This is a genomic window from Pseudomonas putida group bacterium ESBL64 (genome assembly GCF_045277175.1).
Classification (GTDB): Bacteria; Pseudomonadota; Gammaproteobacteria; order Pseudomonadales; family Pseudomonadaceae; genus Aquipseudomonas; species Aquipseudomonas alloputida.
Genome location: NZ_CP145799.1, coordinates 3,237,501 through 3,262,580, shown reverse-complemented (window position 1 = coordinate 3,262,580; position 25,080 = coordinate 3,237,501). Strand labels below are relative to the sequence as shown.

The 25,080-nt window shown below is 62.9% G+C and carries 26 protein-coding genes and 1 pseudogene (1 of these 27 cut by a window edge); 8 read left to right on the top strand and 19 right to left on the bottom strand.

Features of this window, described 5'->3' with window-relative positions; genetic code table 11:
- The first annotated feature begins 39 nt into the window (after window positions 1-39).
- The gene (locus V6093_RS14910) at window positions 40-1,704 is read left to right on the top strand and encodes a ShlB/FhaC/HecB family hemolysin secretion/activation protein (protein WP_108079008.1); all 1,665 of its coding nucleotides are present in this window, start codon (window positions 40-42) and stop codon (window positions 1,702-1,704) included.
- A 74-nt stretch (window positions 1,705-1,778) separates the two neighbouring features.
- Here the strand turns inward: V6093_RS14910 and V6093_RS14905 are convergent, their stop codons facing one another.
- The 8 genes from V6093_RS14905 to V6093_RS14870 all read right to left on the bottom strand — a co-directional run bounded on the left by V6093_RS14905 (window position 1,779) and on the right by V6093_RS14870 (window position 8,034).
- On the bottom strand, window positions 1,779-2,555 hold the full coding sequence (locus V6093_RS14905) for a response regulator transcription factor (protein WP_047605352.1): 777 nt from the start codon (window positions 2,553-2,555) through the stop codon (window positions 1,779-1,781).
- A gap of 119 nt (window positions 2,556-2,674) precedes the next feature.
- The gene (locus V6093_RS14900; protein WP_406669542.1) at window positions 2,675-3,145 is read right to left on the bottom strand and encodes a prepilin peptidase; all 471 of its coding nucleotides are present in this window, start codon (window positions 3,143-3,145) and stop codon (window positions 2,675-2,677) included.
- 305 nt (window positions 3,146-3,450) lie between these two features.
- On the bottom strand, window positions 3,451-4,020 hold the full coding sequence (locus tag V6093_RS14895) for a DUF4136 domain-containing protein (RefSeq protein WP_003255304.1): 570 nt from the start codon (window positions 4,018-4,020) through the stop codon (window positions 3,451-3,453).
- A 19-nt stretch (window positions 4,021-4,039) separates the two neighbouring features.
- Window positions 4,040-4,675 (bottom strand): DUF4136 domain-containing protein, encoded by a 636-nt coding sequence (locus V6093_RS14890; protein WP_003255302.1) that lies wholly within the window; start codon window positions 4,673-4,675, stop codon window positions 4,040-4,042.
- Between the two features lie 22 nt (window positions 4,676-4,697).
- On the bottom strand, window positions 4,698-5,447 hold the full coding sequence (locus V6093_RS14885) for a methyltransferase domain-containing protein (protein ID WP_004576999.1): 750 nt from the start codon (window positions 5,445-5,447) through the stop codon (window positions 4,698-4,700).
- Entirely contained in the window at window positions 5,444-5,749 is a 306-nt protein-coding gene (locus tag V6093_RS14880) for a MazG-like family protein (protein ID WP_003255298.1), read from the bottom strand. Before V6093_RS14880 ends, V6093_RS14885 begins: the two co-directional genes overlap by 4 nt.
- Before the next feature lie 78 nt (window positions 5,750-5,827).
- The gene (locus tag V6093_RS14875) at window positions 5,828-6,679 is read right to left on the bottom strand and encodes a MaoC/PaaZ C-terminal domain-containing protein (RefSeq protein ID WP_047605346.1); all 852 of its coding nucleotides are present in this window, start codon (window positions 6,677-6,679) and stop codon (window positions 5,828-5,830) included.
- A 2-nt stretch (window positions 6,680-6,681) separates the two neighbouring features.
- Entirely contained in the window at window positions 6,682-8,034 is a 1,353-nt protein-coding gene (locus tag V6093_RS14870) for a 3-oxoacyl-ACP reductase (RefSeq protein ID WP_019750363.1), read from the bottom strand.
- Window positions 8,035-8,151: 117 nt separating this feature from the next.
- Between V6093_RS14870 and V6093_RS14865 the strand changes: the two genes are divergently transcribed.
- Window positions 8,152-9,429 (top strand): acetyl-CoA C-acetyltransferase, encoded by a 1,278-nt coding sequence (locus V6093_RS14865; RefSeq protein ID WP_406669541.1) that lies wholly within the window; start codon window positions 8,152-8,154, stop codon window positions 9,427-9,429.
- Window positions 9,430-9,518: 89 nt separating this feature from the next.
- Window positions 9,519-10,298: a helix-turn-helix transcriptional regulator gene (locus tag V6093_RS14860; RefSeq protein ID WP_003255291.1), complete on the top strand. Its 780-nt coding sequence runs from the start codon at window positions 9,519-9,521 to the stop codon at window positions 10,296-10,298.
- A 65-nt stretch (window positions 10,299-10,363) separates the two neighbouring features.
- Here V6093_RS14860 and V6093_RS14855 read toward each other — a convergent pair whose 3' ends face one another.
- The 5 genes and pseudogenes from V6093_RS14855 to V6093_RS14835 form a co-directional block, all read right to left on the bottom strand.
- Entirely contained in the window at window positions 10,364-11,092 is a 729-nt protein-coding gene (locus tag V6093_RS14855) for a methyl-accepting chemotaxis protein (protein ID WP_371914709.1), read from the bottom strand.
- 129 nt (window positions 11,093-11,221) lie between these two features.
- A pseudogene (locus V6093_RS14850) lies at window positions 11,222-12,109 on the bottom strand (cache domain-containing protein); the annotation flags it as partial.
- A 365-nt stretch (window positions 12,110-12,474) separates the two neighbouring features.
- On the bottom strand, window positions 12,475-12,885 hold the full coding sequence (gene cueR, locus V6093_RS14845; protein WP_004576995.1) for a Cu(I)-responsive transcriptional regulator: 411 nt from the start codon (window positions 12,883-12,885) through the stop codon (window positions 12,475-12,477).
- Window positions 12,882-15,281, bottom strand: a complete 2,400-nt coding sequence (locus V6093_RS14840; protein ID WP_406669540.1) for a heavy metal translocating P-type ATPase — start codon at window positions 15,279-15,281, stop codon at window positions 12,882-12,884. The genes cueR and V6093_RS14840 overlap by 4 nt, the downstream gene beginning before the upstream one ends.
- Before the next feature lie 52 nt (window positions 15,282-15,333).
- Complete coding sequence (locus V6093_RS14835; RefSeq protein WP_003255287.1) at window positions 15,334-15,720, bottom strand: hypothetical protein; 387 nt, start codon at window positions 15,718-15,720, stop codon at window positions 15,334-15,336.
- A gap of 145 nt (window positions 15,721-15,865) precedes the next feature.
- Here V6093_RS14835 and V6093_RS14830 point away from each other — a divergent pair, with 145 nt between their 5' ends.
- Entirely contained in the window at window positions 15,866-16,063 is a 198-nt protein-coding gene (locus V6093_RS14830) for a heavy-metal-associated domain-containing protein (RefSeq protein WP_003255286.1), read from the top strand.
- Between the two features lie 107 nt (window positions 16,064-16,170).
- Window positions 16,171-17,352, top strand: coding sequence for a multidrug effflux MFS transporter (locus tag V6093_RS14825; protein WP_003255285.1), 1,182 nt, complete (start codon window positions 16,171-16,173; stop codon window positions 17,350-17,352).
- Here the strand turns inward: V6093_RS14825 and V6093_RS14820 are convergent.
- Window positions 17,303-17,500, bottom strand: coding sequence for a hypothetical protein (locus V6093_RS14820; RefSeq protein ID WP_003255284.1), 198 nt, complete (start codon window positions 17,498-17,500; stop codon window positions 17,303-17,305). The two genes, V6093_RS14825 and V6093_RS14820, sit on opposite strands and share 50 nt — an antisense overlap.
- A gap of 489 nt (window positions 17,501-17,989) precedes the next feature.
- Between V6093_RS14820 and V6093_RS14815 the strand changes: the two genes are divergently transcribed.
- The gene (locus V6093_RS14815; RefSeq protein ID WP_004576993.1) at window positions 17,990-18,703 is read left to right on the top strand and encodes a helix-turn-helix transcriptional regulator; all 714 of its coding nucleotides are present in this window, start codon (window positions 17,990-17,992) and stop codon (window positions 18,701-18,703) included.
- A 20-nt stretch (window positions 18,704-18,723) separates the two neighbouring features.
- Here V6093_RS14815 and V6093_RS14810 read toward each other — a convergent pair whose 3' ends face one another.
- The 5 genes from V6093_RS14810 to V6093_RS14790 form a co-directional block, all read right to left on the bottom strand.
- Window positions 18,724-19,671: an adenosine deaminase gene (locus tag V6093_RS14810; RefSeq protein ID WP_003255282.1), complete on the bottom strand. Its 948-nt coding sequence runs from the start codon at window positions 19,669-19,671 to the stop codon at window positions 18,724-18,726.
- 85 nt (window positions 19,672-19,756) lie between these two features.
- The gene (locus V6093_RS14805) at window positions 19,757-20,443 is read right to left on the bottom strand and encodes an SDR family oxidoreductase (protein WP_265978205.1); all 687 of its coding nucleotides are present in this window, start codon (window positions 20,441-20,443) and stop codon (window positions 19,757-19,759) included.
- Window positions 20,444-20,811: 368 nt separating this feature from the next.
- Entirely contained in the window at window positions 20,812-21,396 is a 585-nt protein-coding gene (locus V6093_RS14800; RefSeq protein WP_003255280.1) for a YigZ family protein, read from the bottom strand.
- Window positions 21,397-21,405: 9 nt separating this feature from the next.
- Complete coding sequence (locus V6093_RS14795) at window positions 21,406-22,068, bottom strand: TetR/AcrR family transcriptional regulator (RefSeq protein WP_003255279.1); 663 nt, start codon at window positions 22,066-22,068, stop codon at window positions 21,406-21,408.
- Between the two features lie 90 nt (window positions 22,069-22,158).
- Window positions 22,159-23,079, bottom strand: coding sequence for a LysR family transcriptional regulator (locus V6093_RS14790; RefSeq protein ID WP_029380767.1), 921 nt, complete (start codon window positions 23,077-23,079; stop codon window positions 22,159-22,161).
- 115 nt (window positions 23,080-23,194) lie between these two features.
- Here V6093_RS14790 and V6093_RS14785 point away from each other — a divergent pair, with 115 nt between their 5' ends.
- Together V6093_RS14785 and V6093_RS14780 are read left to right on the top strand one after the other, a co-directional pair.
- Complete coding sequence (locus V6093_RS14785; RefSeq protein WP_004576992.1) at window positions 23,195-24,541, top strand: aspartate aminotransferase family protein; 1,347 nt, start codon at window positions 23,195-23,197, stop codon at window positions 24,539-24,541.
- A 73-nt stretch (window positions 24,542-24,614) separates the two neighbouring features.
- Window positions 24,615-25,080: the 5' end (the start) of a CoA-acylating methylmalonate-semialdehyde dehydrogenase gene (locus tag V6093_RS14780; protein ID WP_003255276.1), read on the top strand. It continues 1,028 nt past the right edge of the window; 466 of the gene's 1,494 nt are visible here — the first part of the coding sequence; it begins with the start codon at window positions 24,615-24,617; its stop codon lies off the right edge, out of view.

The following is a 25,080-nucleotide window of genomic DNA, read 5'->3' as shown; positions in this document are numbered from 1 at the left end:
GGCTGGCGCCCCGCAACCCATGGGAACATGGAGTGCCCTATGCGTTCTCTGGTCGTGCCCCTGATGTTGCTGCTTTGGGCACTTGCTGCCCACGCCGACCCGTTGCCGGGGTTTCTCGACAGCCATGAATACGAGCGGCGTCTGCCCAGCGCCAACCTGCCGATGACGGACTACTCCCCTGCGAGCCCCCGCATACGGCTGGCCGGGGCGGCTATCGACAACCCCGACTGGGCCCCGGCCAACACCCGGCTGGTACTGCATAAAGTGCGCTTCGAGGGCGGCACGGTGTTCCCCCTGGGCGACCTGCGCGAACACTATCAGCCGCTGATCGGGCGCGAAACCACGGTGGGTGAATTGCAGCAATACACCCAGCGCCTGACCCAACGCTACCGGCAGGAGGGCTACTTGCTGTCGTATGCCTACTTGCCTGCTCAGGATGTGGCCGATGGCAGGGTCAACGTGGTGCTGGTCGAAGGTTACGTACGTGATTACCGCGTGGACGGCGATATTGGGCCGGCCAGCGAGTATTTGCAGCAGCTGCTGGCGCGCATTGAGGCCGAGCGCCCACTGACCCGCGAAACGCTGGAGCGCTATCTGGGCCTGGCTACGCGCATGCCAGGGGTCGTGGTAGAGGCCGAACTGGCAATGGCGCGGGCTGCCGATGGTGTCGCCCAGCTGACCGTGCATGCACGGCGCAAGCCGCTCAGCGCCGCTGTGAGCGTGGCCGACTCCAGCCGTGATGCTGCACAGGCCCTGATCACCGTAGCCAGCAATGCCCAGACCCGCCATGGCGAACGTGTCAGGGCCAGCTGGCTGCTGCCCCCTGGCAATGACCGGGTCTACTACCAGCGTCTCGATTACAGCCAGTACCTGGACGCCGCCGGTAGCCAACTGCTGCTGTCGGCGTCGCGCTACCGCAGCGAGCCCGGCACGCGCATACGTTTGAACGATGGCCGCGATATCACCCGCGAGCACGACAGTGAGCGCTATGCGATCGGCCTGCGTCAGCCGGTGGTTGTCAGGCCGAATGAGTGGCTGGCGGTGCAGGGGCACGTGTACTCGGTCAGTGAGCATGATGAAGACCGGATGGCCGAGCAGCCATCGTCTCGCAAGTACGACACCTATGTGCGGGCGCTGTCATTCGAAGGTGACTGGCGCAAGGTGGAGCAGGGGCGTTTGCGTATCGTCAGTGCCGGGGTCCATCAGGGGCTGGACTACCTGGGGGCGCGCAGCGATGCTGACTACGATCTCGACTTCCTGCGCTTGCGGCTTTCCGGTTTGCAGAGCGACACCCTGTTGGAAAACGGGCAGGGGGTGGTGTCCGGGGCGTTGTACTGGAGTGATGATCGATTGCCCGACAGCGAGCGTGCGGGGTTTGGCGGGCAGCATTTCGGGCGCGGTTACCCGCGCGATCAGGCGGACGGTGACAAGGGCTGGGGTGTGGCTTACGAGCTCAACTACAGCGTGCGCAGTCGCTGGCTTGCGCGGGTTCAGCCCTATGCGGTGGTGGATACCGCTCAGGCCTGGCACAACCGGGGACCGGTGGAGGACGCCCATCTGGCGTCGGTGGCGCTGGGTGTGCGGTTAGGGGGTGGGCATGTGTTCAATGTGGCGCTGGAAGTGGCCAAGCCGTTGGCGGATGTGGCGCTGGATAGCCTGGACCGTGGGCCTCGGCTGTCGTTGAACCTGGCGATCCAGTTGTAGCAGGCAACTGTGGGCTTGCAGGAGCAGCCTTTCGCAGCGCAAGGCCGCTCCAGAATGGTGTGCCGAGCCTTCACTCAATGGGTCGTGAACCGCTGGTGCACGGGCGACGAGCTGGGGGTCAGCGCCAGAGCCAGTTGGGTGCGGTTGTGCATATGCGTCAAACGCAAAACCTGAGACACATACAGCTTCACGGTGTTTTCGGTAATGCCCAGTTCACAGGCGATCTGGTAATTGGTCTTGCCCTTGCTAACCAGGCGCGCCACTTCCAGCTGGCGTGGTGACAGTTTCTCGAACGCTGCTGGCAGCTCGCTTTCGCTTTCTTCTGCATCACTGGCACGCCGGTGGGTGCCTTGGCCACGGGCTTTTTCCAGGTCCTGATACAGTTCGTCCACCGACTCGGCCAGTTCCTGCAAGCGCTGGTTCAGCCCACCCAGATCACGGAGGTTGCGCTGGCGCTCCAGCAAGGCCTCTTCCTGCCGACGGACGCCTGCCAGCAGTTCATCAAGGTCCATCGGCTTCTGGTAGTAATCGGCAAAACCTTCGCGTATCGCCCGGATCAAGTCCTGTTTCTCGGCCCGCCCTGTCAACATGATGGCTTCGAACGTGCGCTGGCTGCCGTTGATTTCCTTCAAGGCGCGCACCAGCTCGATGCCATCCCGATCTGGCATGTGCAGGTCACAGATGAGCAAGCCGATGGTCGGGTCTGCCACATAGTGCTCAATGGCTTCGTCGGTTGAGAGGGCCGTAACGCAGGTATAGCCCTTGGTTTGAAGGAATTCACTCAGCTGTTCGACAATGACCGGTTGGTCATCAACCACCAACACCTTTACTTCACTCACTGATCTGGACACGATCAACTCCCTGTTCTTATACAGCCCTGCTCCCGTGCCAGACGCTCTGGCAGCTTAAAAGTAGTCGCACTCAGCGAATATGTACAAGGCGTGTACAGGTTATCGGACCACTGGAAGGCTTATTGGATCCATACGGCCGTTAGAAGAAAACCTGATAACACATAGGGCACGAACGCCTGCTTGTCGCCCATTTCCTCGGTCAGGGCCTTCAAACGCTTCTTTACCTTGGGGTTGAGCAGCGTCCACAGGCGGCGGCGGGTCAGTAGCCAGACAAGTACAGTGACACCCGCGCCAATGAAGGTGCCGAGCACATATTGCGGGCTGGTGGCCAGGGCCAGGGCGCCCATCAGCTTGACGTCGTCGGCGCCGAAGCGGCCGAGCATGTAGCCTGGCAGGGTCAGCAGCATGACGATGGCCAGCGCCCAACCGGCCTCGTTGGCTTCGGCGCCTATCCAGCTGTGGCCGGTGCTGAACAGCCAGGCCAGGGCGCAGCCAGCCACTCCCAGGGTCAGCACGTTGGAGATCTGGCGTTGACGCACATCCTGTTCGGAGCACAAGGCAAGCCACAGCAGGAGAACAATGCTTTGCATTGGCAGGTCGCCTTTCCCAAATGTTGAACACATCTACCCGGTCAGTCAGGTTTCCTTAAATGAAGATAGACGGGAACGTGCGGGGGAGTGCGGTTGGCATCTGAAAAAAGGCGTGCGTGGAATGGATTTTGTCGTAGCTGACACAGGCCAGGTCGGTGACGCAGTCGTACTTGGAATCGCCACCTATGTAGGCGTGGGTTCACCCGCGAACACCCGCGAAGCCGGTGCCATGCACCGGGCCAATTGCTTCGCGGGTAAACCCGCTCCCGCAGGGCCGCGGTGCATGTAAAAGCCGTGTTCCAACGCTATTTTTTGCTGCCCGGTGGGTAGTTGCCCAGCACCTTGGCCACGGTGTTGCGGATTGCGCTGTTACGTTCTTCCGGGCTTGGCGGGTAGTTGTTCATGATCTGCTCGGCACTGCCGCGCCATACCAGCTTGCCGTCACGCCCATCGAACATGTCGACCTGGATGGTGGCGACCTTGTAGTCGACACTGCGGGTTTCGTTGTACATCGGGCCACCCCAGTAGCCGCCCCAGTAGCCACCCCAGCCACCGCCGTAGTTGGTGGTGATCTGTTGTTGGCGCTGCTCCACGATCAGGTATGTGCGTACTGCCAGGTCGGGCCGCGCTCCGCCTTGTACCGGACGCAGGCCGCGTTGGTCGAGTTGGTCTGCCACCGCCTGGCGAATGCGCTGCTCGGTGAGGTCGCTCTTGATCCGCGGGTCATCCGGGCGGTACTGCAGGCCTGGCTCCTGCCATGCCCAGCTGCGGTAGGTGGCAAAATCGCGGCTGGCATCGAAATCCTGCTGGACGTTATTGCTCGAGCAGGCAGCGAGCAATAACGCGAATGACAGTAGAACGAGACGGCGCAACATGATGGTTCTCCGTTAGCTATTAACTGGGAGGATAGCCGCTGAGTGCCTTGTGCACAGAATCGCGCAAGGCACTTTCGCGTTCGCGGGGCGAGTCCTTGTTGCTGCTGCTTTCGGCGCTGGCGCTCCAGACCGGCTGGCCGCTGCGGGCGTCGTACAAGTCGATGCGCACCACCAGGACTTCGACCTCGTAGGTACGCACGATGGGCACGCTGGCATAGCCTCCATAACCGTGGCGGTAGCCGCCATAGCCGACCCCCCCATAGGGATACGGCCCGTAGTAGGGGTCGTAGGTGTCGTAGTCACGCACTTGGCGCAAGCGTTTTTCCAGGCGCATATCGGCGCTCACCAGCAAGTCGCCAGGGCCTGTGCGAGCGGGGCGCAGGCCATGCTGGTCGAGCGCACCGCTGACGGCATCGGCCAGTTGCGCCGGGTCGGCATCGACAGCGCCGCTGGGCAACTGGCCGTTGCGCCAGCTCCAGCTGCGGTAGTGCCCATAATCACGAGCGGGCGCAGGGTATGCACTGGCGTCGAAGGTGGTGGCCGCCTGGGCAGGGGCTGGTGGTAACGGGCGGCTGCTGGCCACATAAGGGTTGCTGCCCTGGCAGCCAGCCAGGGCAATGGGCAGCAGGGCCAGGCACAACAGACGGTACGGCATGTGTTCCTCCTGGCGCGGCGGATTAGCGGGGGCGGCAAACCCAGTGCAGGTAGCGGCCAAGCCCGGCGAAGGTGGGGTGGCGACGGTGGGCCAGTTCCATTTCCAACAGGTCGAGCAGCTCGGCCTTGCTCTGGAATTCCTTGGGCATATAGTCGTGAAACACCCGCACGCCGCTTTCGCTTTCAACCTGCCACATAGGCTCAAGTTGCGCCTTGAGTTCGCGTGGATCAAGCGGTTTCTGTGGGGTCAGGCTCTGCTTTTCACCTTCCAGCCGGTTGCTGCGCAACTTGCGGAAATGGCCCTTGAGCAGGTTGCGATAGACCAGTGCGTCGCGGTTGTAGAAGGCCAGCGATAACCAACCGCCGGGGGCCGTGAGCTGGTGCAGCACCGGCAGGATGCTCTCGGGTTCGGCCAGCCATTCGAGCACGGCGTGGCAGAGCACCAGGTCGTAGCGCTCGGTCAGCTGACCGAGCAGGTCTTGCCAGGGCGCCTGGATGAAGGTCGCGGTCTGGCCGGCTTCGGCAAAGCGCGCCCTGGCGCCGTCGAGCATGGGCGCCGCGGGTTCGGCCAGAGTCAGCTGGTGGCCGCGCTCGGCCAGCCACAGGGCCATGTGGCCCAATCCGGCGCCGATGTCGAGGATGCGTAGCGGGCGGTCGGGTAGCGCTTCGGCCAGGTCGGCCTGCAGCACGGCCAGGCGGATCGCACCCTTGGCGCCGCCATAGATCTTTTCGGCAAAGCGAGTGGCCAGCTCATCGAAATGACGGTCGTTCATCGGGCGAAGCGCCTCTCGCTGTCGGCCAGCTTGGCACGCACCACTTGGTCCATGTCCAGACCCAGTTCGCTGCACAGCAGCAACAGGTAGAGCACCACGTCACCGATTTCCTGGCCGGCGTGGGCCAGTTTGTCGGCAGGCAGCTGGCGCGATTCGTCCTCGCTCAGCCACTGGAAGATTTCTACCAGTTCGGCCATTTCGACGCTGGCGGCCATGGCCAGGTTCTTCGGGCTGTGGAAGCCGCGCCAGTCATTGGTATCGCGGATCTGATGCAGGCGTTGGGTGAGTTCTTGCAGGTTCATCGGGGGTCTCCTATTGCTGCATAGCTTCTGCCCAGGCCCGATGCAAAGCAAGCGTATACCGCCAGGACAGGCCCGGCCCTACAGGCACTCCCAACGGCCGACCATATGCAGCACGTCCCCGTGCCCGTCCAGGCGCAGTTGGCCCGAAGGGCCCGCTTCACTGGCACTGAGCACCACCTCTGAAGGCAACCTGACCGGCTTGCGGAAGTCCACCTCAAAGGCAAAGCCACTGTGCGGCAAGTGCCCGCGCAGCGCGGCCAAGGCCATGGCCTTGGTCCACATGCCATGGGCAATGGCCGTTGGAAAGCCAAATAACCGCGCACTGACAGCACTGAGGTGGATAGGGTTGTAATCCCCGCACACCCTGGCATATCGCCGGCCGATATCACTGTCGGCATACCAGCGGGTGGCCTCGGGCAATGAATCAGGCGCCGTGTCGGCGGGCTCACTTGCCTCGCCTTCCAGGGTCAAGCCACGCACCAACATGCGGCTGGTCTCGCGCCAGAGCAGGCCGATGCCATCTTCAGCCTCGGTGACCAGGTCGAAGGTGCCACCTTTGGCATGGCGCTGCAGGTTGTGCGCGTACACCGCAAAACGCAGCCCTTCGACACCACCCAGGGGGCGCAGCACTTCGATGCGGTTGTGCAGGTGTACCAGACCAAGCAGCGGGAAGGGGAAATCATCGGCTGTCATCAGCTGCAATTGCAGGGCAAACGCCATCACATGAGGATAGGTCCCCGGCAGGCGGCCATCATCGGGAAAGTGGCAAAGCCTTCGATAGGCACCCAGATTGCCCGGTTGGACCCGCATGAAACAGCGCAGGCCATCGTCCGGCAGCCGGTCGCCGCTGATGGAGCGTTTGCTGGCTGCGCGCAGGTACAGGCTGGCGCGGGCGGCCGGGTTGTGCAGGTCGTGCCATTGTCGGCTCATGTTCAAGCCCCCATCAGTGCCTGGCCGCACACCCGCAGCACCTGGCCGTTGACCGACCCGGAGCCTGGCTGGCTGAGCCACGCAATGGCTTCGGCGACATCCTGCGGGCGCCCACCCTGGCCCAGCGAACTCAAGCGCCGGCCCGCCTCGCGCAGGCCCATGGGCATGGCTGCAGTCATGTGGGTTTCGATGAAACCGGGGGCGATGGCGTTGATGCTGCCACCGCGCTCGGCAAGCCGTGGCGCCCAGGCCTGGGCCAGGCCGATCAGCCCGGCCTTGCTCGCGGCATAGTTGGCCTGCCCGCGGTTGCCGGCAATGCCGCTGACCGAGGCCAGCAGGGTGATGCGCGCGTTTTCCCCCAGCGCGCCGTTGTCATACAACGCCTGGGTGAGCACTTGCGGTGCCTTGAGGTTCACGGCCAGCACGGCGTCCCAGTATTCCGGCGTCATGTTGGCCAGTGTCTTGTCGCGGGTGATACCGGCGTTGTGCACCACGATATCGATGCCGTCGGGCAGGGCCGCGAGCAGTTGCGTTGCCGCATCGCTAGCGCATATATCCAGTGGCAGTGCCTTGCCGCCGAGGCGTGCAGCGAGGGCGTCGAGGTCCTGGCTGGCCTGCGGTACATCCAGCAGCAGTACATCGGCGCCGTCCCGTGCCAAGGTTTCCGCAATGGCGGCGCCGATACCGCGCGCAGCCCCCGTGACCAGCGCACGGCGGCCGCCGAGTGGGCGGGTCCAGTCCTCCACCTGGCCGGTGCAGGCTTGCAGGCGCAGTACCTGGCCAGAGATGAAGGCACTCTTCGGCGAGAGGAAGAAGCGCAGGGCGCCTTCCAGCTGATCTTCGGCACCGGGGGTGACATACAACAGCTGGGCAGTGGCGCCGTTGCGCAGTTCCTTGGCCAGTGAGCGGCTGAAGCCCTCAAGGGCACGTTGTGCAACGCTGGCCAGTGGGTCGTCGAGGCTTTCCGGTGCACGGCCCAGCACCAGGACATGGGCGCATGGGGCCAGACTGCGTAGCAGCGGCTGGAAAAATTCACGCAACTGCTTCAGTGCATCGCTGTCGGACAAGTGACTGGCATCGAATACCACGGCCTTGATTTTCGGCCCCAGGCCGGCCACCCAGGCTTCAGCCTGCAGGTTGTCGGCATTGAAGCTGTATACCTCGTCAGTGAGGCGTGGGGCGATGGCTTCGACCTGCTTCGCCAGTGGCCCGCCACCCAGTACCAGGGCACCTTCCACCGGCCGTAGGCGTCCAGCCTGCCAGCGCTCCAGTGGCGCCGGGCGTGGCAGGCCAAGGGCATCCACGAGGCGGCGGCCGAGATTGGAGTTGGCAAAACCGAGGTAGCGATCGCTCATGAGTGGTCTCCCGAAAGGCAAGCTTGAAAGTGTGGACCAACTTTGCGGCAGGGTCGTTCGAATGCGGTAAAAACACCTAGGCTGTACCGAACAAATTGTTTCAGGAGGAACACGCGCATGCGTTCAACTCGCCGGGTCGCGATCCTGGGCGGCAACCGGATCCCTTTCGCCCGCTCCAATGGCGCCTACGCCACGGCCAGCAACCAGGCGATGCTCACGGCCGCGCTTGAAGGCTTGATCGAACGCTATCGCCTGCACGGCCTGCGGTTGGGCGAGGTGGTGGCCGGTGCTGTGCTCAAGCACTCGCGCGACATGAACCTGACCCGCGAGTGCGTGTTGGGTTCGCGCCTGTCACCGCAGACCCCGGCCTATGACATCCAGCAGGCCTGCGGTACCGGGCTGGAGGCTGCGCTGCTGGTGGCCAACAAGATTGCCCTGGGGCAGATCGACTGCGGTATTGCAGGCGGTGTCGACAGCACCTCCGTTGCGCCGATCGCCGTCAACGAAGGCTTGCGCCATATATTGCTGCAGGCCAACCGTGGCAAAAGCCTTGGCGAACGGTTACAGCCCTTACTCAAGCTGCGGCCACATCACCTGAAACCCGAGCTACCACGCAATAGCGAGCCGCGTACGGGGTTGTCGATGGGCGAGCATTGCGAGCGCATGGCCCACACTTGGCGCGTTGGCCGCGCCGAGCAGGACGAATTGGCGCTGCTTAGCCATCAAAAGCTGGCCGCTGCCTATGCCGAGGGTTGGCAGGACGACCTGTTGACGCCGTTTCTTTCGCTGGTGCGGGACAACAACCTGCGCCCCGACCTGAGCCTTGAGCAGTTGGCCAGGCTCAAACCAGCCTTTGACCGCAGCGGGCAGGGCACGTTGACGGCGGGTAATTCCACGCCGTTGACCGATGGTGCTTCGCTGGTGCTGTTGGGCAGCGAAGCGTGGGCGCAGCAGCAGGGGTTGCAGGTGCTTGCCTATCTGGTCGATGGCGAAACCGCTGCGGTGGATTTTGTCACGGGGCGCGAAGGGTTGTTGATGGCGCCGGTGTATGCCGTGCCACGCTTGCTGGCACGCAATGGCCTGACGCTGCAGGACTTTGACTACTACGAAATCCACGAAGCCTTTGCTGCCCAGGTGCTGTGCACGCTCAAGGCCTGGGAAGATGCCGATTACTGCCGTGAGCGGTTGGGCCTGGAGGCGCCGCTGGGCGCGATCGACCGCAGCAAACTCAATGTGAAGGGCAGTTCGCTGGCGGCCGGGCACCCGTTTGCGGCAACCGGTGGGCGGATATTGGCCCACCTGGCCAAGCTGCTGGCGACGGCGGGTAAGGGGCGCGGGCTGATTTCGATCTGTGCGGCAGGCGGGCAGGGGGTGACCGTTATCGTCGAGCGCTGAAGCACCTCCAGGGTAACTGCAGAGGCGGTGAGTGCCTCGATCATGATCCAGCTGTTAGGCTTGTCTGGTCAGAACTACAAGAACATACCATGCCGATCATCGGACACCCCCGCGCTATCCCCGCGCTGGAACACCTGCCCAGACCGCTCTACGCCCGTGCCGAAAGCCTTGGCGCCGGTTCGTGGACTACCCGCCACCAGCACGACTGGGTGCAGTTCTCCTACGCCATCAGCGGTGTACTTGGCGTGTACACACGCGACGGCAGTTACTTTGCCCCACCGCAGTGGGGTGTGTGGATTCCTGCCGATGCCGAGCATGAAGTGGTCACCTCGATGCAAGCCGAGATGCGCAGCCTGTATGTGCGCCGCGATGCCTGCCCATGGGCGCCGGAACAATGTCGAGTGCTGGAAGTCACGCCGCTGGCGCGCGAGCTGATCAAGCAGTTCTGCCTGTTCCCGGCAGATTACCCAGAGGACGACAGCGCCGAATCGCGTCTGGTGGCAGTGCTGCTCGATCAGTTGCGCACCTTGCCGGAAGTCGGTTTTTCGCTGCCGTTGCCCCGCCACCCTGGTTTGCTGGCGCTGTGCAATGGCTTGATCGCTGCACCAGACCAGCCGCAGACCTTGCAGCAATGGGCGCGGGAGCTGGGGTGTTCGGAGAAGACGCTGATGCGGCTGTTTCAACGGGAAACCGGGTTGAGCTTTCGTAATTGGCGCCAGCGCATGCGGTTGTTGTCGTCGCTGGCGTTGCTGGAGGCGGGGGAGAATGTGACCGAGGCGGCGCTGGGGTGTGGGTATGACTCCACGTCGGCCTACATTGCGGCGTTCAAGCAGCTGTTTGGCGCGACACCGGGGGAATTGAAGCTCTGATTTTCGGTTGCCTGTGCCGGCCCTTTCGCGGGGTTATCCGCGAAAGGGCCGGCACAGGCCATACGTCAGGTGCGGAACCTGCGCACCAGCGTATCCAGCTCATTGGACAGCCCGGCCAGGCTCTCGGAGTCCTGGCGCGCCGCCTGGGCCAGCTCGGCCACCAACTGCGCATCCCCGTGAATCTGGCTGATGTGCCGGTTGATGTCCTCAGCCACCTGATGCTGTTCTTCGGCTGCCGTGGCGATCTGGGTGTTCATGTCGCGGATCACATCCACCGACTCACGGATCTGCCCGAAGCTGTCGCGGGCCAGACCAATGCGGCTCACCGACTGCTGCGACACTTCCAGGCTGGCGTGCATCTGCTCGGCCACTTCGGCGGTACGGCTGGCCAGGTTGCCCAGCAAACCGTCGATTTCAGCGGTGGAGTCGGCAGTACGCTTGGCCAGCGCCCGTACTTCGTCGGCCACCACGGCAAAGCCGCGGCCCTGCTCACCGGCACGGGCCGCTTCGATGGCGGCGTTCAGGGCCAGCAGGTTGGTTTGTTCGGCAATCGAACGGATGGTGCCGAGGATCGACTGAATGGCGTTGCTGTCACGCTCCAGTTGCTGGATCGACTGGGCCGATTGCTCGATCTCCTGGCTCAGGCGATCAACGCTGTGTACCGCTGCATCGATCTGTTGCTGCCCTTCGCGGGCCTGCTGCTGGCCGCTGTCGGCCGACTGCGCGGCCTGGCTGCAGGACCGTGCCACTTCATTGGCGGTGGCGACCATTTCGTGGAATGCAGTGGAAACCATATCCACGGCTTCGCGCTGGCGGCCGGCCGCCTCGGCCATGTCGCTGGAGACGCGGGTCGAGCTGCTGGACGTGCTGAGGATCTTGCTGGCGGCAGCACCGATGTGCTGGATCAGGCTGCGAATGGCACCGAGGAACTGGTTGAACCAGCTGGCCAGTTGCGCGGTTTCGTCGCGGCCGCGGATTTCCAGGTTGCGGGTCAGGTCACCCTCACCTTGGGCAATGTCCTCCAGGCCGTTGGTGACGCTGTTGATCGGGCGCACGATCAGTTTGGCGAAGGCCGCACCGACCACCGCGAACAGCGAGGCCAACACCACAGCGATGACACCGATCAGCCAGGTGAGCCGGGTGGTGGTCTGCATCACTTCGCTTTGTTCGATCAGGCCGATGAAGGTCCAGCCCAGCTGCTGATCGGGGTAGACGTTGGCCATGTAGTGCACGCCATTGAGTTCGACCTCGACCAGGCCTTTGCCGGCTTTGGCCAGCTTGGCGTAACCGTCGCCAAAGCTTCCCAGCTGCTTGAAGTTGTGGGCGGCGTCGCGCGGGTCGACCATCACGTTGCCGTTGCTTTCCACCAGCATCAGGTAGCCGCTTTCGCCCAGTTTGATCTGCTTGACGATTTCGGTCAGGCCCTTGAGCGACACGTCGATGTTGACCACGCCGCCGGGGTTGCCCAGCTGGTTGGCCACGGTGCGCACGGTGCTGACCAGCACCGCATCGTCGGCGGCCCAGTAGTAGGCGCCGGTACGCATCGTCTTGCCAGGGTTGGCCATGGCAAGTTGGTACCAGGGGCGCGTGCGTGGGTCATAATTGACAAACTTCTGGCCGGCCGGCCAGCCAGTGTAGCCGCCGTCATTCACCCCGTAGGACAGGTAGGCGTAGGCGGGGTGTGAGTTGGCCAGGCGAGTCATGAAGTCGAGAATTTTGCTGGCCTGCTCGCCCAGTTCGTAGGACGGGGTTGCGCTCATGTACTTGTTCAGCTCGCTGCCCGTGGCGGCAACCATTGGCTGGGAAGCCATGTACTCGACGTTCTGGTTGATCCCCTGGAAGAAGATGTTCATCGCGTTGCTGACCTGGCGGATTTCCCGGCTGCTGCTGTCGAGGAATCCGTCGCGGGCTTCGCCGCGCAGGTTGATGACCACCAGGGTGGCCACGAGAACGATGGGCAAGCCGGCGATGACCGCGAATGCCCAGGTCAGTTTCTGTTTGATGCTCATCGACGCTCCCGGAATTTTTGTTTTCGACACACGAGGCAGGTAGCAACTGCATCGGCAGCATCCGGGTTTTATGAAGCCAAAACGCCCGTATTTATTGGATAAAGTCGTGGTTGGTGACTATTCGGTCGTGTTTGGACATTTATGGCATGCCAAAGGCGCGTGGCAGCTCAGTGACAGCAGCTGCCCGCAGCGCCATTGGCCAGGTCTTTGAGGATCGGGCAGTCCGGACGGTCGTCACCCTGGCAGTGCGAAACCAGCTCGCCGAGGGTGTCGCGCAGGCTCACCAGCTCCTCGATGCGCCGGTTCAGTTCATCGATGTGGTGCATGGCCAGCGCCTTCACATCGGCGCTGGCACGTTGGCGGTCCTGCCACAAGGTCAGCAACTTGCCGACCTCTTCGAGGGAAAAGCCCAGGTCGCGGGAGCGTTTGATGAAGGCCAGGTTGTGCAAGTCTTGCGCCTGGTACAGGCGGTAGCCGCTGTCGCTGCGAGTGGCGGGTTTGAGCAGGCCGATGGACTCGTAGTAACGGATCATCTTGGTGCTGAGCCCGCTGCGGCGGGCGGCCTGGCCGATATTCATGGCGCCTCCTGGGTGCTGCTGGTGGGTTTCCACGTTTTAAGCCACAGTGCATTGCTGACGACGCTGACACTGGACAGGGCCATGGCAGCTCCTGCCAGTACCGGGTTGAGGTAACCCAGCGCGGCGAGCGGAATGCCGATCAGGTTGTAGATGAAGGCCCAGAACAGGTTCTGGCGGATCTTCGCGTAGGTTTTGCGGCTGATTTCCAGCGCGGCGGGCACCAGACGCGGGTCGCCACGCATCAGGGTGATGCCGGCGGCCTGCATGGCCACGTCGGTACCGCCACCCATGGCAATGCCGATGTCGGCCGCGGCCAACGCCGGTGCATCGTTGATGCCATCGCCAACCATGGCGACCACCCCATCCTGCTTGAGCGCGGCCACGGTCGCGGCCTTGTCGGCCGGTAGCACTTCGGCGTGCACATCGTCGATGCCCAGTGCCTCGGCAACCACTTTGGCGCTGCCACGGTTGTCACCGGTCAGCAGGTGGCTGCTGATGTGTTGGGTGTGCAGGGTTTCGATGGCCTGCGCGGCGCCAGGCTTGAGGCTGTCACCAAAGGCGAACAGGCCCACGACTCTCGGTTGCGCGCCGCGCTCGATCAGCCACGACAGTGTGCGCCCTTCCGCTTCCCAGGCCTGGGCCTGGGCGGCCAAATCGCCGGGCTGCAGACCGCTTTCGTCAAGCAGTCGGCGGTTGCCCAGCGCCAGTTCACGGCCTTCAACGCGCCCGGCAATGCCGCGCCCGGTCAGTGACTGGCTGTCGGCAACGGTTGGCACGTCCAGCCCTTGCTCTGCACAGGCCACCAGTACCGCCTTGGCCAGCGGGTGTTCACTCCCGCGCTGCAGGGCGCCGGCCAGGCGGTGAAGGTCGGCACTGTTGCCGTCCAGCGCCTGACTGTGAACCACCCGCGGGCTGCCGGAGGTGAGGGTACCGGTTTTGTCGAACACTACGCGGTTGACCGCATGGGCACGCTCCAGAGCTTCGGCATCCTTGATCAGGATGCCGTGGCGGGCGGCGACCCCGGTGCCGGCCATGATCGCGGCGGGCGTGGCCAGGCCGAGGGCGCAGGGGCAGGCGATGACCAGCACGGCGACGGCGTTGATCAGCGCGGTTTCCAGCGGTGCCCCAGCCAACCACCAGCCGATCAGGGTGATCAGGGCCAGTACCAGCACGGCCGGGACGAACACCTGGCTGACACGGTCGACCAGCTTCTGGATCGGTGCTTTGGCGGCCTGGGCGTCTTCCACCAGACGGATGATGCGCGCCAGCACGGTCTCGGTGCCCAGCGCCTGGGTACGCACCAGCAGCCGGCCTTCGCCATTGATGGCGCCACCGGTGACGCTGTCGCCGGGTTGCTTGGGCACTGGCAGGCTCTCGCCGCTGATCAGGGCCTCATCGGCATGGCTGCTGCCGTCTTCGACCACGCCGTCGACCGGGAAGCGTTCGCCGGGCTTGACCAGTACCAGGTCGCCCACGCGCAAGTGGGCGATGGCCACGTCCTCTTCCACGCCGTCGACCACGCGCAGGGCGCGTTCCGGGCGCAGGGCTTCGAGGGCTCGGATGGCACTGGCGGTCTGGCGTTTGGCGCGGCTTTCCAGGTACTTGCCCAGCAATACCAGGGCAATCACCACGGCTGAGGCTTCGAAGTACAGGTGCGGGGCCATACCGGCGGGAGCCTGTGCCCATTGGTACAGGCTCAGGCCATAACCAGCGCTGGTGCCCAGGGCCACCAGCAGGTCCATGTTGCCGGCGCCGGCGCGCACGGCCTTCCAGGCTGCAATGTAGAAGCGGGCACCGAGAATGAACTGCACGGGTGTGGCCAGCAGGAACTGCGCCCAGGCGGGTAGCATCCAGTGCAAGCCGAACGGTTGTACCAGCATGGGTAATACCAGCGGCAGGGCCAACAGCAAGGCTGCACCGACTGCCAGGCGCTCGTTGCGCAGGCGGCGCTGGACAGCGCTTTGGTCGTCCTTGGTCGATTGCGGCAGGCTGGCGCTGTAGCCTGCCTTTTGCACAGCGTCGATCAGCAGGTTGTCATCAAGGGCCGCAAGCACTTCGAGGTGCGCGCGTTCGCTGGCCAAGTTGACGCTGACCCGCTCGACCCCGGCCAATTTGCCCAGGGCGCGCTCTACTCGGCCGACACAACTGGCGCAGGTCATGCCGCCTATCTGCAGTTCGAGGGTGCGGGTTGGTACCCCGTAACCGGCCTCGCGCACGGCTTCGACCAAGGCTGGCAGGCTGGCAGGCGGGGCTACAACCCGGGCTTTTTCAGTGGTGAGGTTTACGCTGACCTGTTCAGCGCCGGTGACCTTGCGCAGGGCGCGCTCGACCCGGCCAGCACAGCTGGCGCAGGTCATGCCGGAGATCGGCAGGTCGTATGTGGTGGATGCGGGCATGGCTCTCCTCCTTGGACAGGCCTCCAGCATCAACCTTGCCACGCAGGCAAGGTCAATAGCCCAGGTCGGCTCGTTTCAACTCCAGCCCATATTGCCCCATGGCGATGCGGTATTTGTTGATCTGGCCCGCCTGCAGATTCAAACGCGTGCTGCGCTGGTCCTCTATACCTGCGGCGCAACCCGGCATTTGCCCAGGCAGCAGGCGCAGGCGCACATCCACCGGGCCAGGCGGCAGGTTGAACGAGGTGGACTGCTCCTGGAAAACGCGCCCGGAAAGCTGGTCGTTGAGGTATACGCCGATTTCGCAACTGGTGGCCACTTCCAGGCGCTCCCGGGAAATGATCAGTACGCTGTAGGCCGAGTTGCCCTCGGCGAATGCCGGTGGCACCACAGCCAGCGCGCCCAAGAGCCCGACGACGCCCAATGCTGCCCTGAACATGAAAAATCTCCTGCTTGCCTGATCGTCAAAGGCGCAGCTTGGCCGACGCGGACGCGGATTTCCACCCCGGGCGTTGCAGGCAGGGCTTGACCTTGCCCTCATGGCAAGCTTGAGACTTGTGAAAAACCTGAAGGAGGTAACCCCCATGCAAGTGTTCAATGTACAAGGCATGACCTGCGGCCATTGCGTGAAAGCCGTGACCCGCGCGGTGCAGGAGCAGGATGCGGCAGCCAGGGTGGAAGTTGATCTGGCAGGTAAACAGGTGCGTGTGCAGAGCGAGTTGGCGCAGGAGCAGATTCTCACTGCGATTCGCGATGAGGGGTATCAGGCCGAAATCGCCTGAAGACCTGATTGCTCCCACCGGGGGTAACAGTGTTGCAAATGTTTTCACATTGACAGGGTCCACAGCAGGTAGAATCAGTCACTTGCTTAGCCTGCTATGGATTCCTGATGAACCTGCGAATGGTGCTCATCCTGGGCGCACTCAGTGCGTTCGGGCCCTTGGCGATCGACTTTTACCTGCCAGCCTTCCCGGCCATGGCGCAAGCGTTCGCCACCGATGAAAAACACGTCCAGGCCACATTGGCCGCCTACTTCCTGGGCCTGTCTATCGGGCAGTTGGCCTATGGGCCGGTTGCCGACCGCTTTGGCCGACGCAAACCGCTGATGTTCGGCGTTACGCTGTTCACCTTGGCATCACTGGCCTGTGCCTACGCCCCCAACCTCGATACCTTGGTGGTGGCGCGTTTCATCCAGGCACTGGGTGGTTGTGCCGGCATGGTGCTTTCGCGGGCCATCGTCAGCGACAAGTGCGACCCGGTAGCTTCAGCCAAAGTGTTTTCGCAACTGATGCTGGTCATGGGCTTGGCGCCGATCCTGGCACCGATGCTGGGTGGGGTGCTGGTGAACCTGGCCGGCTGGCAGTCGATCTTCCTTGCGCTGAGCCTGTTCAGTGCCGGCTGCCTGCTGGCGGTAAGCCTGGGCCTGCCGGAAAGCCTGCCCGAGCATATACCCCGGCAACCGCTGTCTGGCGCCTTGCGCCAGTACCTGCGGCTGCTGGCTGACCGGGTTTTCCTCGGCCATGCCCTGACCGGCGGTATCGCCATTGCCGGCATGTTTGCCTATATCGCCGGTTCACCTTTCGTGTTCATCAAACTGTATGGCGTGCCCGCTGAGCACTACGGCTGGCTGTTCGGCACCAACGCCGCAGGTTTTATTCTGGTGGCGCAGGTGAACGCCCGCCTGCTGGCCAAACGCGGGCCGGCCTTCCTGCTGGGCCGTGCGGTGTGGCTGTATCTGGTTGCGGGCCTGGTGTTGCTGGGCGTGGCGGCGTTGCGCCCTGCGCAACTGTGGCCGCTACTGGTGCCGCTGTTCATCTGTATCGCCAGCCTTGGTTGCATCATTCCCAATGCTTCGGCCTGCGCCATGAGTGGACAGGGCGCGCGTGCCGGCAGCGCCTCGGCACTGATGGGCTGTGTGCAGTTCAGCGTAGCTGCGGGTGCTGCGGCGCTGGTCGGGCTGCTGCATGATGGCAGTGCGGTGCCCATGGCAATCGTGATCAGCCTGTGCGGGGCGCTGGTGGTCAGTGTTGCGCTGTTGACCCGGCGTTTGCAGGCCAAGGCTCCCGCATGAGCGGGTGAGGTGCCTGCAGCCGGGTTTCCAGCGTGGCGACGAAGGCACGCGCCTCAGCCTCGCTGCGGAAACTGACCACATGCTGATCGAGCTGGACTTGCCAAGGGCAGGCGGGGTTTCGGCTCGACGCACTTACGATAATTTTCATCGCTGCATACCTCCAGGAAGGGGAGCCGCTCAAGTGTAGCGCTGGCCCGCCAGCCTGCCATGACACGGCTTCAGCGTCCTGACTGACGGTAAGTGTGTGCATTTTCCTGGCGGTGTCTCCTACTTTGGGCGCAATGCCTGCAAACCCGCAGAACCTTCGCTTTGTTTCGCACTATTTGTGGAAGGTTGCTGTGGGCCACATCTGAAATGGCTGCAAGTTTGTTTTCATCAAGATGTTTCAGCGCGTTTGTGTGGGCGTACCGGTGCCTTGATTGACTGGGTGCCGGGGCGTTTTCGAAGCCGCCTCGCTGCTTGCCATGGGTAGGCATACCCAGTGGTTTTTCGTCATGAGTACGATGGCACCTGGCCGTCTGAACCGGCGTTTTCTGCGGCTTATACTGGCGAGCCAGGCCAGTGCCAGCGAGAGGCGCTTCCCTGGCAGGGTTGGCCATCGCATCCCCACAGTGAACTTGCAGGGAGTTACAAGGACATGAACGCAGCCAGCAGTATCAGCCAGATCGCCAGCCTGATGGCCGACCCCAAGCGAAGTGCCATGTTGTGGGCATTGATCGATGGCACACCGCGGTTGGCCAATGAGCTCGCGATAATGACTGGCCTGACTTCATCGTCAGCCTGCGCGCACCTTTCGCTGCTGTCGTCGGCCGGTTTGCTCAGGCATGAAGCCAGGGGCCGCAAACGTTACTTCTGCCTGGCTACCCCGCAGGTCGGAGCGGCGGTAGAGGCCTTGGCCAGCGTACAGCTGGAAAGCGCCAGGGGAGAGCGTGCCGAAGCGCCGGTATCGTCGCTGCCGCTGTCGATGCGCCGGGCGCGCCGTTGTGGCGATCACCTGGGTGGGGAGTTGGCCAGTGAGCTGTACCATCGCATGGTGGTGGCTGGCTGGTTGGAAGGCAGCGGACGGCACTTGAGGGTCAGTGACGAGGGGCGGGCGCAGTTGGCCTTGGTCGGGGTGTACATCGATGCCCTGGCGCCACACCAGCAACGAGGTTGCGTGATCTGCCGCTGCACCGAATGGAATGACCAAGGCCCGCATCTGGGTGGCGTACTGGGTCAGGCCTTGTTCAGGTTGTTCCTGCAATCTGGCTGGATGCGCGAGATAGAGGACTCGCGGGCACTGCATATTTCGGCGCTGGGTATCCAGCAGATCAATCGCATAGCCCGCGTGGCGACGTTGCAGGTCGGTTGAGCGCAACGTCGTCATGCTACTCAAACCAGCCGTGCGTCCAGGCTGTTCTGCGCCAGGCGACGAGCCTGGTCTTCGGTCATGCCCAAGTGGGTATGCAGAGCGTGGAAGTTCTCCGTGACGTAGCCACCGAAGTAGGCCGGGTCGTCCGAGTTGACCGTGACTTTCACACCACGCTCGAGCATGTCGAGGATGTTGTGCTGGCTCATGTGGTCGAACACGCAGAGCTTGGTGTTGGACAGCGGGCACACCGTGAGCGGGATCTGCTCGTCGATGATGCGCTGCATCAGGCGCTCGTCCTCGATGGCGCGCACGCCATGGTCGATACGTTTGATCTTCAGCAGGTCGAGGGCTTCCCAGATGTACTCGGGCGGGCCTTCTTCGCCAGCATGGGCAACGGCGACGAAGCCTTCGCTACGGGCGCGGTCGAACACCCGCTGGAACTTGCTGGGCGGGTGGCCCATCTCCGAGCTGTCCAGGCCTACGGCAATGAACGCATCGCGGAACGGCAAGGCCTGATCGAGGGTCTTGTGCGCTTCATCCTCGCTGAGGTGGCGCAGGAAGCTGAGGATCAGGCCGCTGCTGATGCCCAGTTGTTCGCGGCCATCCTTGAGCGCCTGGCTGATGCCGTTGAGCACCACTTCGAAAGCAATGCCGCGGTCGGTGTGGGTCTGCGGGTCGAAGAAGGGTTCGGTGTGGATCACGTTCTGGGCCTTGCAGCGTTGCAGGTAGGCCCAGGTCAGGTCGTAGAAGTCCTGCTCGGTGCGCAGCACATCCGCGCCCTGGTAATACAGGTCGAGGAACTCCTGCAGGTTGTTGAAGGCATAGGCACCGCGCAAGGTCTCCACATCGGCCCAGGGCAAGGCGATCTTGTTGCGCTCGGCCAGGGCGAACAGCAACTCTGGCTCCAGTGAGCCTTCCAGGTGCAGGTGCAGTTCGGCCTTGGGCAGGGCGTTCAACCAGTCATACATAGTGGTCATCTCAATCAGGTACGGTTGCGGCCATTCTACAGGGGCTGGCTGGGCAATGCGCCCAGCCGGGCTGCGACCTGGTGAATCACCAGACCAAGGGTTCGCCCTTGTAGTTGATGAAACGCAGGCCGCCCTTGCCGCTTTGGGCCTTGATCTGTTCGATCATGCCGCGGGTGCTGGTGAGCACATCGATTTCGGCGTTTTCGCCACCCATGTCAGTTTTCACCCAGCCCGGGTGCATGGCCAGCACGCACAGGTCCGGGCGCTGCTGCTCAACGAAGAAGCTGTTGATCATCGAGTTCAGTGCCGCCTTGCTGGCCTTGTACAGGCAGATTTCGCCACCGTCTGGGATGGTGACGCTTCCCAGGATCGAGCTCATGAAAGCCAGCACACCACTGCCTTCGCGTATTTGACCCACCAGGCGGCGAGCCACGCGTATCGGCGCCACAGCGTTGGTCATGAACAGATCGCCAATGTCGCTGTTGTGGACTGCCTCCAGGTCTTGCGGCAGGGGGCCCATGACTCCGGCGTTGACGAATATCAGGTCGAACACCTGGCCTTGCAGGCATTGCTTCAGGCTGTCGAGCTGAACGGTGTCGTTCATTTCCAGCTGCTCGATATGCACGCCGGGCACGTTCGCCAGGGCGCCGGGCTGCTGCGGGTTACGGACGGTGGCAGTGATGTGCCAACCGTCTTCGTGCAGGCGTTGTACCAAGCCCAGGCCAAGCCCGCGCGAGGCGCCGATGATGAGGGCAGTTCTTGAATTGGCCATAGGAACATTCCTTTATCGGTGTAGGAGAAAGGAATTGAGCATACGTCACGGCGAATACGCGTGCCTGGTTTACGTCTGGTTAAAAAATGGTCAGTTTTGTCTGGGCCTTGCGGGGCCGGGCGCTTCGCCTGTTGGCGCACGGGTTATCCACAAGCTGGTCCACAGTTATTGTGTGCAAGGTGAGCAAGCGGGGTGCGGCTTGGATGGGCGGTTCGCTGGGGATAAGTCGCGCACATTCAGCAGTTTACGACTGTCATCAAATAGTGATCAAAATATGATCAAAGCTCTGGGGGCCTCGAAATCACTAGCCTGCAAGAGAGTGCCCCAAGCTTATCCACAGGCAGGCCCACAGTTGTTGTGGGCAATGTTCAGCGTGCTTCGAGCAAAATACGCCCGCGGCTCAGGTCCGCCAGTTGCTGTTGCAATGGCGCCAGGTGGGCGTCACCGAGGGCAATCACCAGGTCCACACCATTGGCGGTGAACTGTTCATCCAGGACCAGGCCGTCAATCTCGGCCAGGCGCAACTTCACCAGCGCCAGTTCGCTGAAACTGCAACTGCAGCTGAAGTGGCTGCGCTGCACCAGTAGGCGCTTGGGCGCCTGTTGCAGGCACTTGTTGGCGCCGCCGCCATAGGCCCTGGCCAGGCCGCCGGTACCCAGCTGGATGCCGCCGTACCAACGGATCACCAGCACCACCACCTGGTCGCAGTCCTGCGCTTCAATGGCCGCCAGTATCGGCCGCCCTGCAGTGCCGCCGGGTTCGCCGTCGTCACTGCTGCGGTACTGCGCGCCGAGTTTCCAGGCCCAGCAGTTGTGGGTAGCGGCCAGGTCGCTGTGGCGTTCGATGAAACTCATCGCTTCGGCGGCGCTGCTGATCGGCCCGGCGAGGGTGATGAAGCGGCTTTTGCGGATTTCCTCGCGGTATTCGCAGAGGTCGAGCAGGGTAGAAGGCATAAAGGACAGTCAGGCAGCCGGCTTGATGCCGCAGCCCTTCAAAATGATGTGGATAAGGTTGTTGCTCGCGTCTTCCATGTCCTGCTTGGTCAGGCGGCTGCGGCCAGTCACCTGGCAGATCTGGGTGGCGAAGTCGGCATAGTGCTGGGTGCTGCCCCAGAGCAGGAAGATCAGGTGCACCGGGTCGACCGGGTCCATTTTGCCTGCTTCGATCCAGGCCTGGAATACCGCAGCACGGCCGCGGAACCATTCGCGGTAATCGGCACTGAAGTATTCGGTCAGGCAGGTGCCACCGCTGATCACTTCCATGGCGAAAATGCGCGAAGCTTGCGGGTTGCGCCGGGAGAACTCCATTTTGGTGCGGATGTACTGGCTCAGGGCTTCACCGGGGTCGTCATCGACGCTCAAGGCGTTGAAGGTGCTGTCCCACAACTCGATGATGTTGCTGAGCACGGCGATGTACAGGCCCAGCTTGTTGGTGAAGTAGTAATGCAGGTTAGCCTTGGGCAACCCCGCCTTGAGGGCGATGGTGTTCATGCTGGTGCCCTTGAAACCATGGCGGGCGAACTCATCTTCGGCGGCCTGGATAATGGCCTGTTCGTTCTTCTGGCGGATACGGCCCGCGGGCTTGCCCGAGGCGGAGAGGCGATGCGCAGGGACTTCTAGGGTCATGGACGATTCCGTACGGGGCAGTGGCTGCGGCTGTGGGACAAGATTACCTGCCTGTGCCGAAGTGACAAGCGTTTGCGGCACAGACTGGCATCAACGTGTCGCAGCCAGGCTTTCGAGGAAGCTTTCCAACACCAGGTTGGGGCGCCGGCCTTTGCGGGTAACCCAGCTCAGGCTCAGGTCATAAAAGCGCTCCTTGGGCTTGAGCGCACGCAAACGGCCTTGCTGTACCCAGAACATGGCGTAGTGGTCGGGCAGATAGCCAATATAACGCCCGGTGAGGATGAGAAACGCCATGCCCTCGCGGTCAGAAGCACTGGCTGTGCAATTCAGCGCCTGGTAGTGCGCCTGGATGTCGGCCGGCAGGCGGAAGGTGGGGGTGATGGCTTCCTGGCTGTTGAGGCGTTCGTCGTCTATCTGCTGGTCGTCGGCGTAGAACAGCGGGTGGCCGACTGCGCAGTACAGCAGCGAGCGTTCGCTGTACAGCGGTTGGTACTCAAGCCCCGATAGCGGGCTGGTCTGTGGGACGACGCCAACGTGCAGGCTGCCGTCGAGCACGCCGTGCTCGACCTGGCTGGGGGCGATCATACGGATCTGGATGCGTACATCAGGGCCGCGGTCCTTGAGTTCCGCCAGGGCATGGGTGATACGCATGTGCGGCAGGGTCACCAGGTTGTCGGTCAGGCCGATGTTCAGCTCGCCGCGCAAATGCTGGTGCAGGCCATTGACCTCGGTGCGGAAGGTTTCCAGCGCGCTGAGCAGTTGCAGGGCTGAATGGTAGACCTCGCGGCCTTCCTCCGTCAGCGAGAAACCGGCGCGGCCGCGCTGACACAGGCGCAGGCCGAGGCGTTGTTCGAGGTCGTTCATCTGCTGGCTGATGGCCGAGCGACCAATGCCCAGTACGTTTTCGGCAGCGGAGAAGCCACCACACTCGACGACGCTGCGATAGATCTTCAGCAGGCGGATGTCGAAATCGCTGACTTGGGCGAGTGGATCGGGTCTTCGGCTCATCAGTTTAGTCTCGGCCTGCCTGAAGGTTAGAAATGTAGGCTTTTTCAGACTCTATCGCCGTGCCAACTTAGCTGCAACAACATCCATCGTTGCCTAATCGTCTTCCGAGGAACCGCCGATGAACATGCCCGAAACCGCCCCCACGGGTATCGCCAGCCAGCTCAAGCTGGACGCCCACTGGATGCCCTATACCGCCAACCGCAACTTCCAGCGCGACCCACGCCTGATCGTGGCGGCCGAAGGCAACTACCTGGTCGATGACCACGGGCGCAAGATCTTCGACGCCCTGTCTGGCCTGTGGACCTGCGGCGCAGGGCACACTCGCAAGGAAATCGCTGACGCGGTGACCCGCCAACTGAGTACGCTGGACTACTCCCCAGCGTTCCAGTTCGGCCACCCGCTGTCGTTCCAGCTGGCGGAAAAGATCGCCGAGCTGGTTCCGGGCAATCTGAATCACGTCTTCTATACCAACTCCGGTTCCGAGTGCGCCGATACCGCGCTGAAGATGGTGCGTGCCTACTGGCGCCTGAAAGGCCAGGCAACCAAGACCAAGATCATCGGCCGTGCCCGTGGTTACCATGGCGTGAACATCGCCGGTACCAGCCTGGGTGGCGTCAACGGTAACCGCAAGATGTTTGGTCAGCTGCTGGACGTCGACCACCTGCCTCACACCGTGTTGCCAGTGAACGCCTTCTCCAAAGGCATGCCGGAAGAGGGCGGTATCGCGCTGGCTGACGAAATGCTCAAGCTGATCGAGCTGCACGATGCCTCCAACATCGCAGCAGTCATCGTCGAGCCGCTGGCCGGTTCGGCCGGTGTGCTGCCGCCGCCGAAGGGTTACCTGAAGCGTCTGCGTGAAATCTGCACCCAGCACAACATTCTGCTGATCTTCGACGAAGTGATCACAGGCTTCGGCCGCATGGGCGCGATGACCGGCTCGGAAGCCTTCGGCGTTACCCCGGACCTGATGTGCATCGCCAAGCAGGTGACCAACGGCGCCATCCCGATGGGCGCAGTGATTGCCAGCAGCGAGATCTACCAGACCTTCATGAATCAGCCGACCCCGGAATACGCCGTGGAATTCCCACACGGCTACACCTACTCGGCGCACCCGGTAGCCTGTGCCGCCGGTCTCGCCGCGCTGGACCTGCTGCAGAAGGAAAACCTGGTGCAGTCCGCGGCTGAACTGGCGCCGCATTTCGAGAAGCTGCTGCACGGCGTGAAGGGCACCAAGAATATCGTCGATATCCGTAACTACGGCCTGGCCGGCGCCATCCAGATCGCCGCCCGTGACGGTGATGCCATCGTTCGCCCATACGAAGCGGCCATGAAGCTGTGGAAAGCCGGCTTCTATGTACGCTTTGGTGGCGACACCCTGCAGTTCGGCCCAACCTTCAATACCAAGCCGCAGGAACTGGACCGCCTGTTCGATGCTGTAGGCGAAACCCTGAACCTGATCGACTGATCTTTCCGATTTTGATGCCAGGCGCATGCCCGCAGCGCGCGCCTGGCTCTCCTTTGTTTATCTGGAGTTTTGCATGAGCATTGTTCAGCACCTGATTCACGGCGAACTGGTTACCAAGGGTGAGCGCACCGCCGATGTCTTCAACCCGTCCACTGGCCAGGCCGTTCGCAAGGTCGAACTGGCCAGCCGCGCAACCGTGCAGGAAGCGATCGACTCGGCCAAGGCAGCCTTCCCGGCCTGGCGCAACACCCCTCCGGCCAAGCGCGCCCAGGTGATGTTCCGCTTCAAGCAACTGCTGGAGCAGAACGAAGCCAAGATTTCGCAGATGATCAGCGAAGAGCACGGCAAGACCCTGGAAGACGCCGCCGGTGAACTGAAGCGTGGTATCGAGAACGTCGAGTTCGCGTGTGCAGCCCCTGAAGTGCTGAAGGGTGAGTACAGCCGCAACGTCGGTCCGAACATCGATGCTTGGTCCGACTTCCAGCCGCTGGGCGTGGTTGCCGGTATCACCCCATTCAACTTCCCGGCCATGGTGCCGC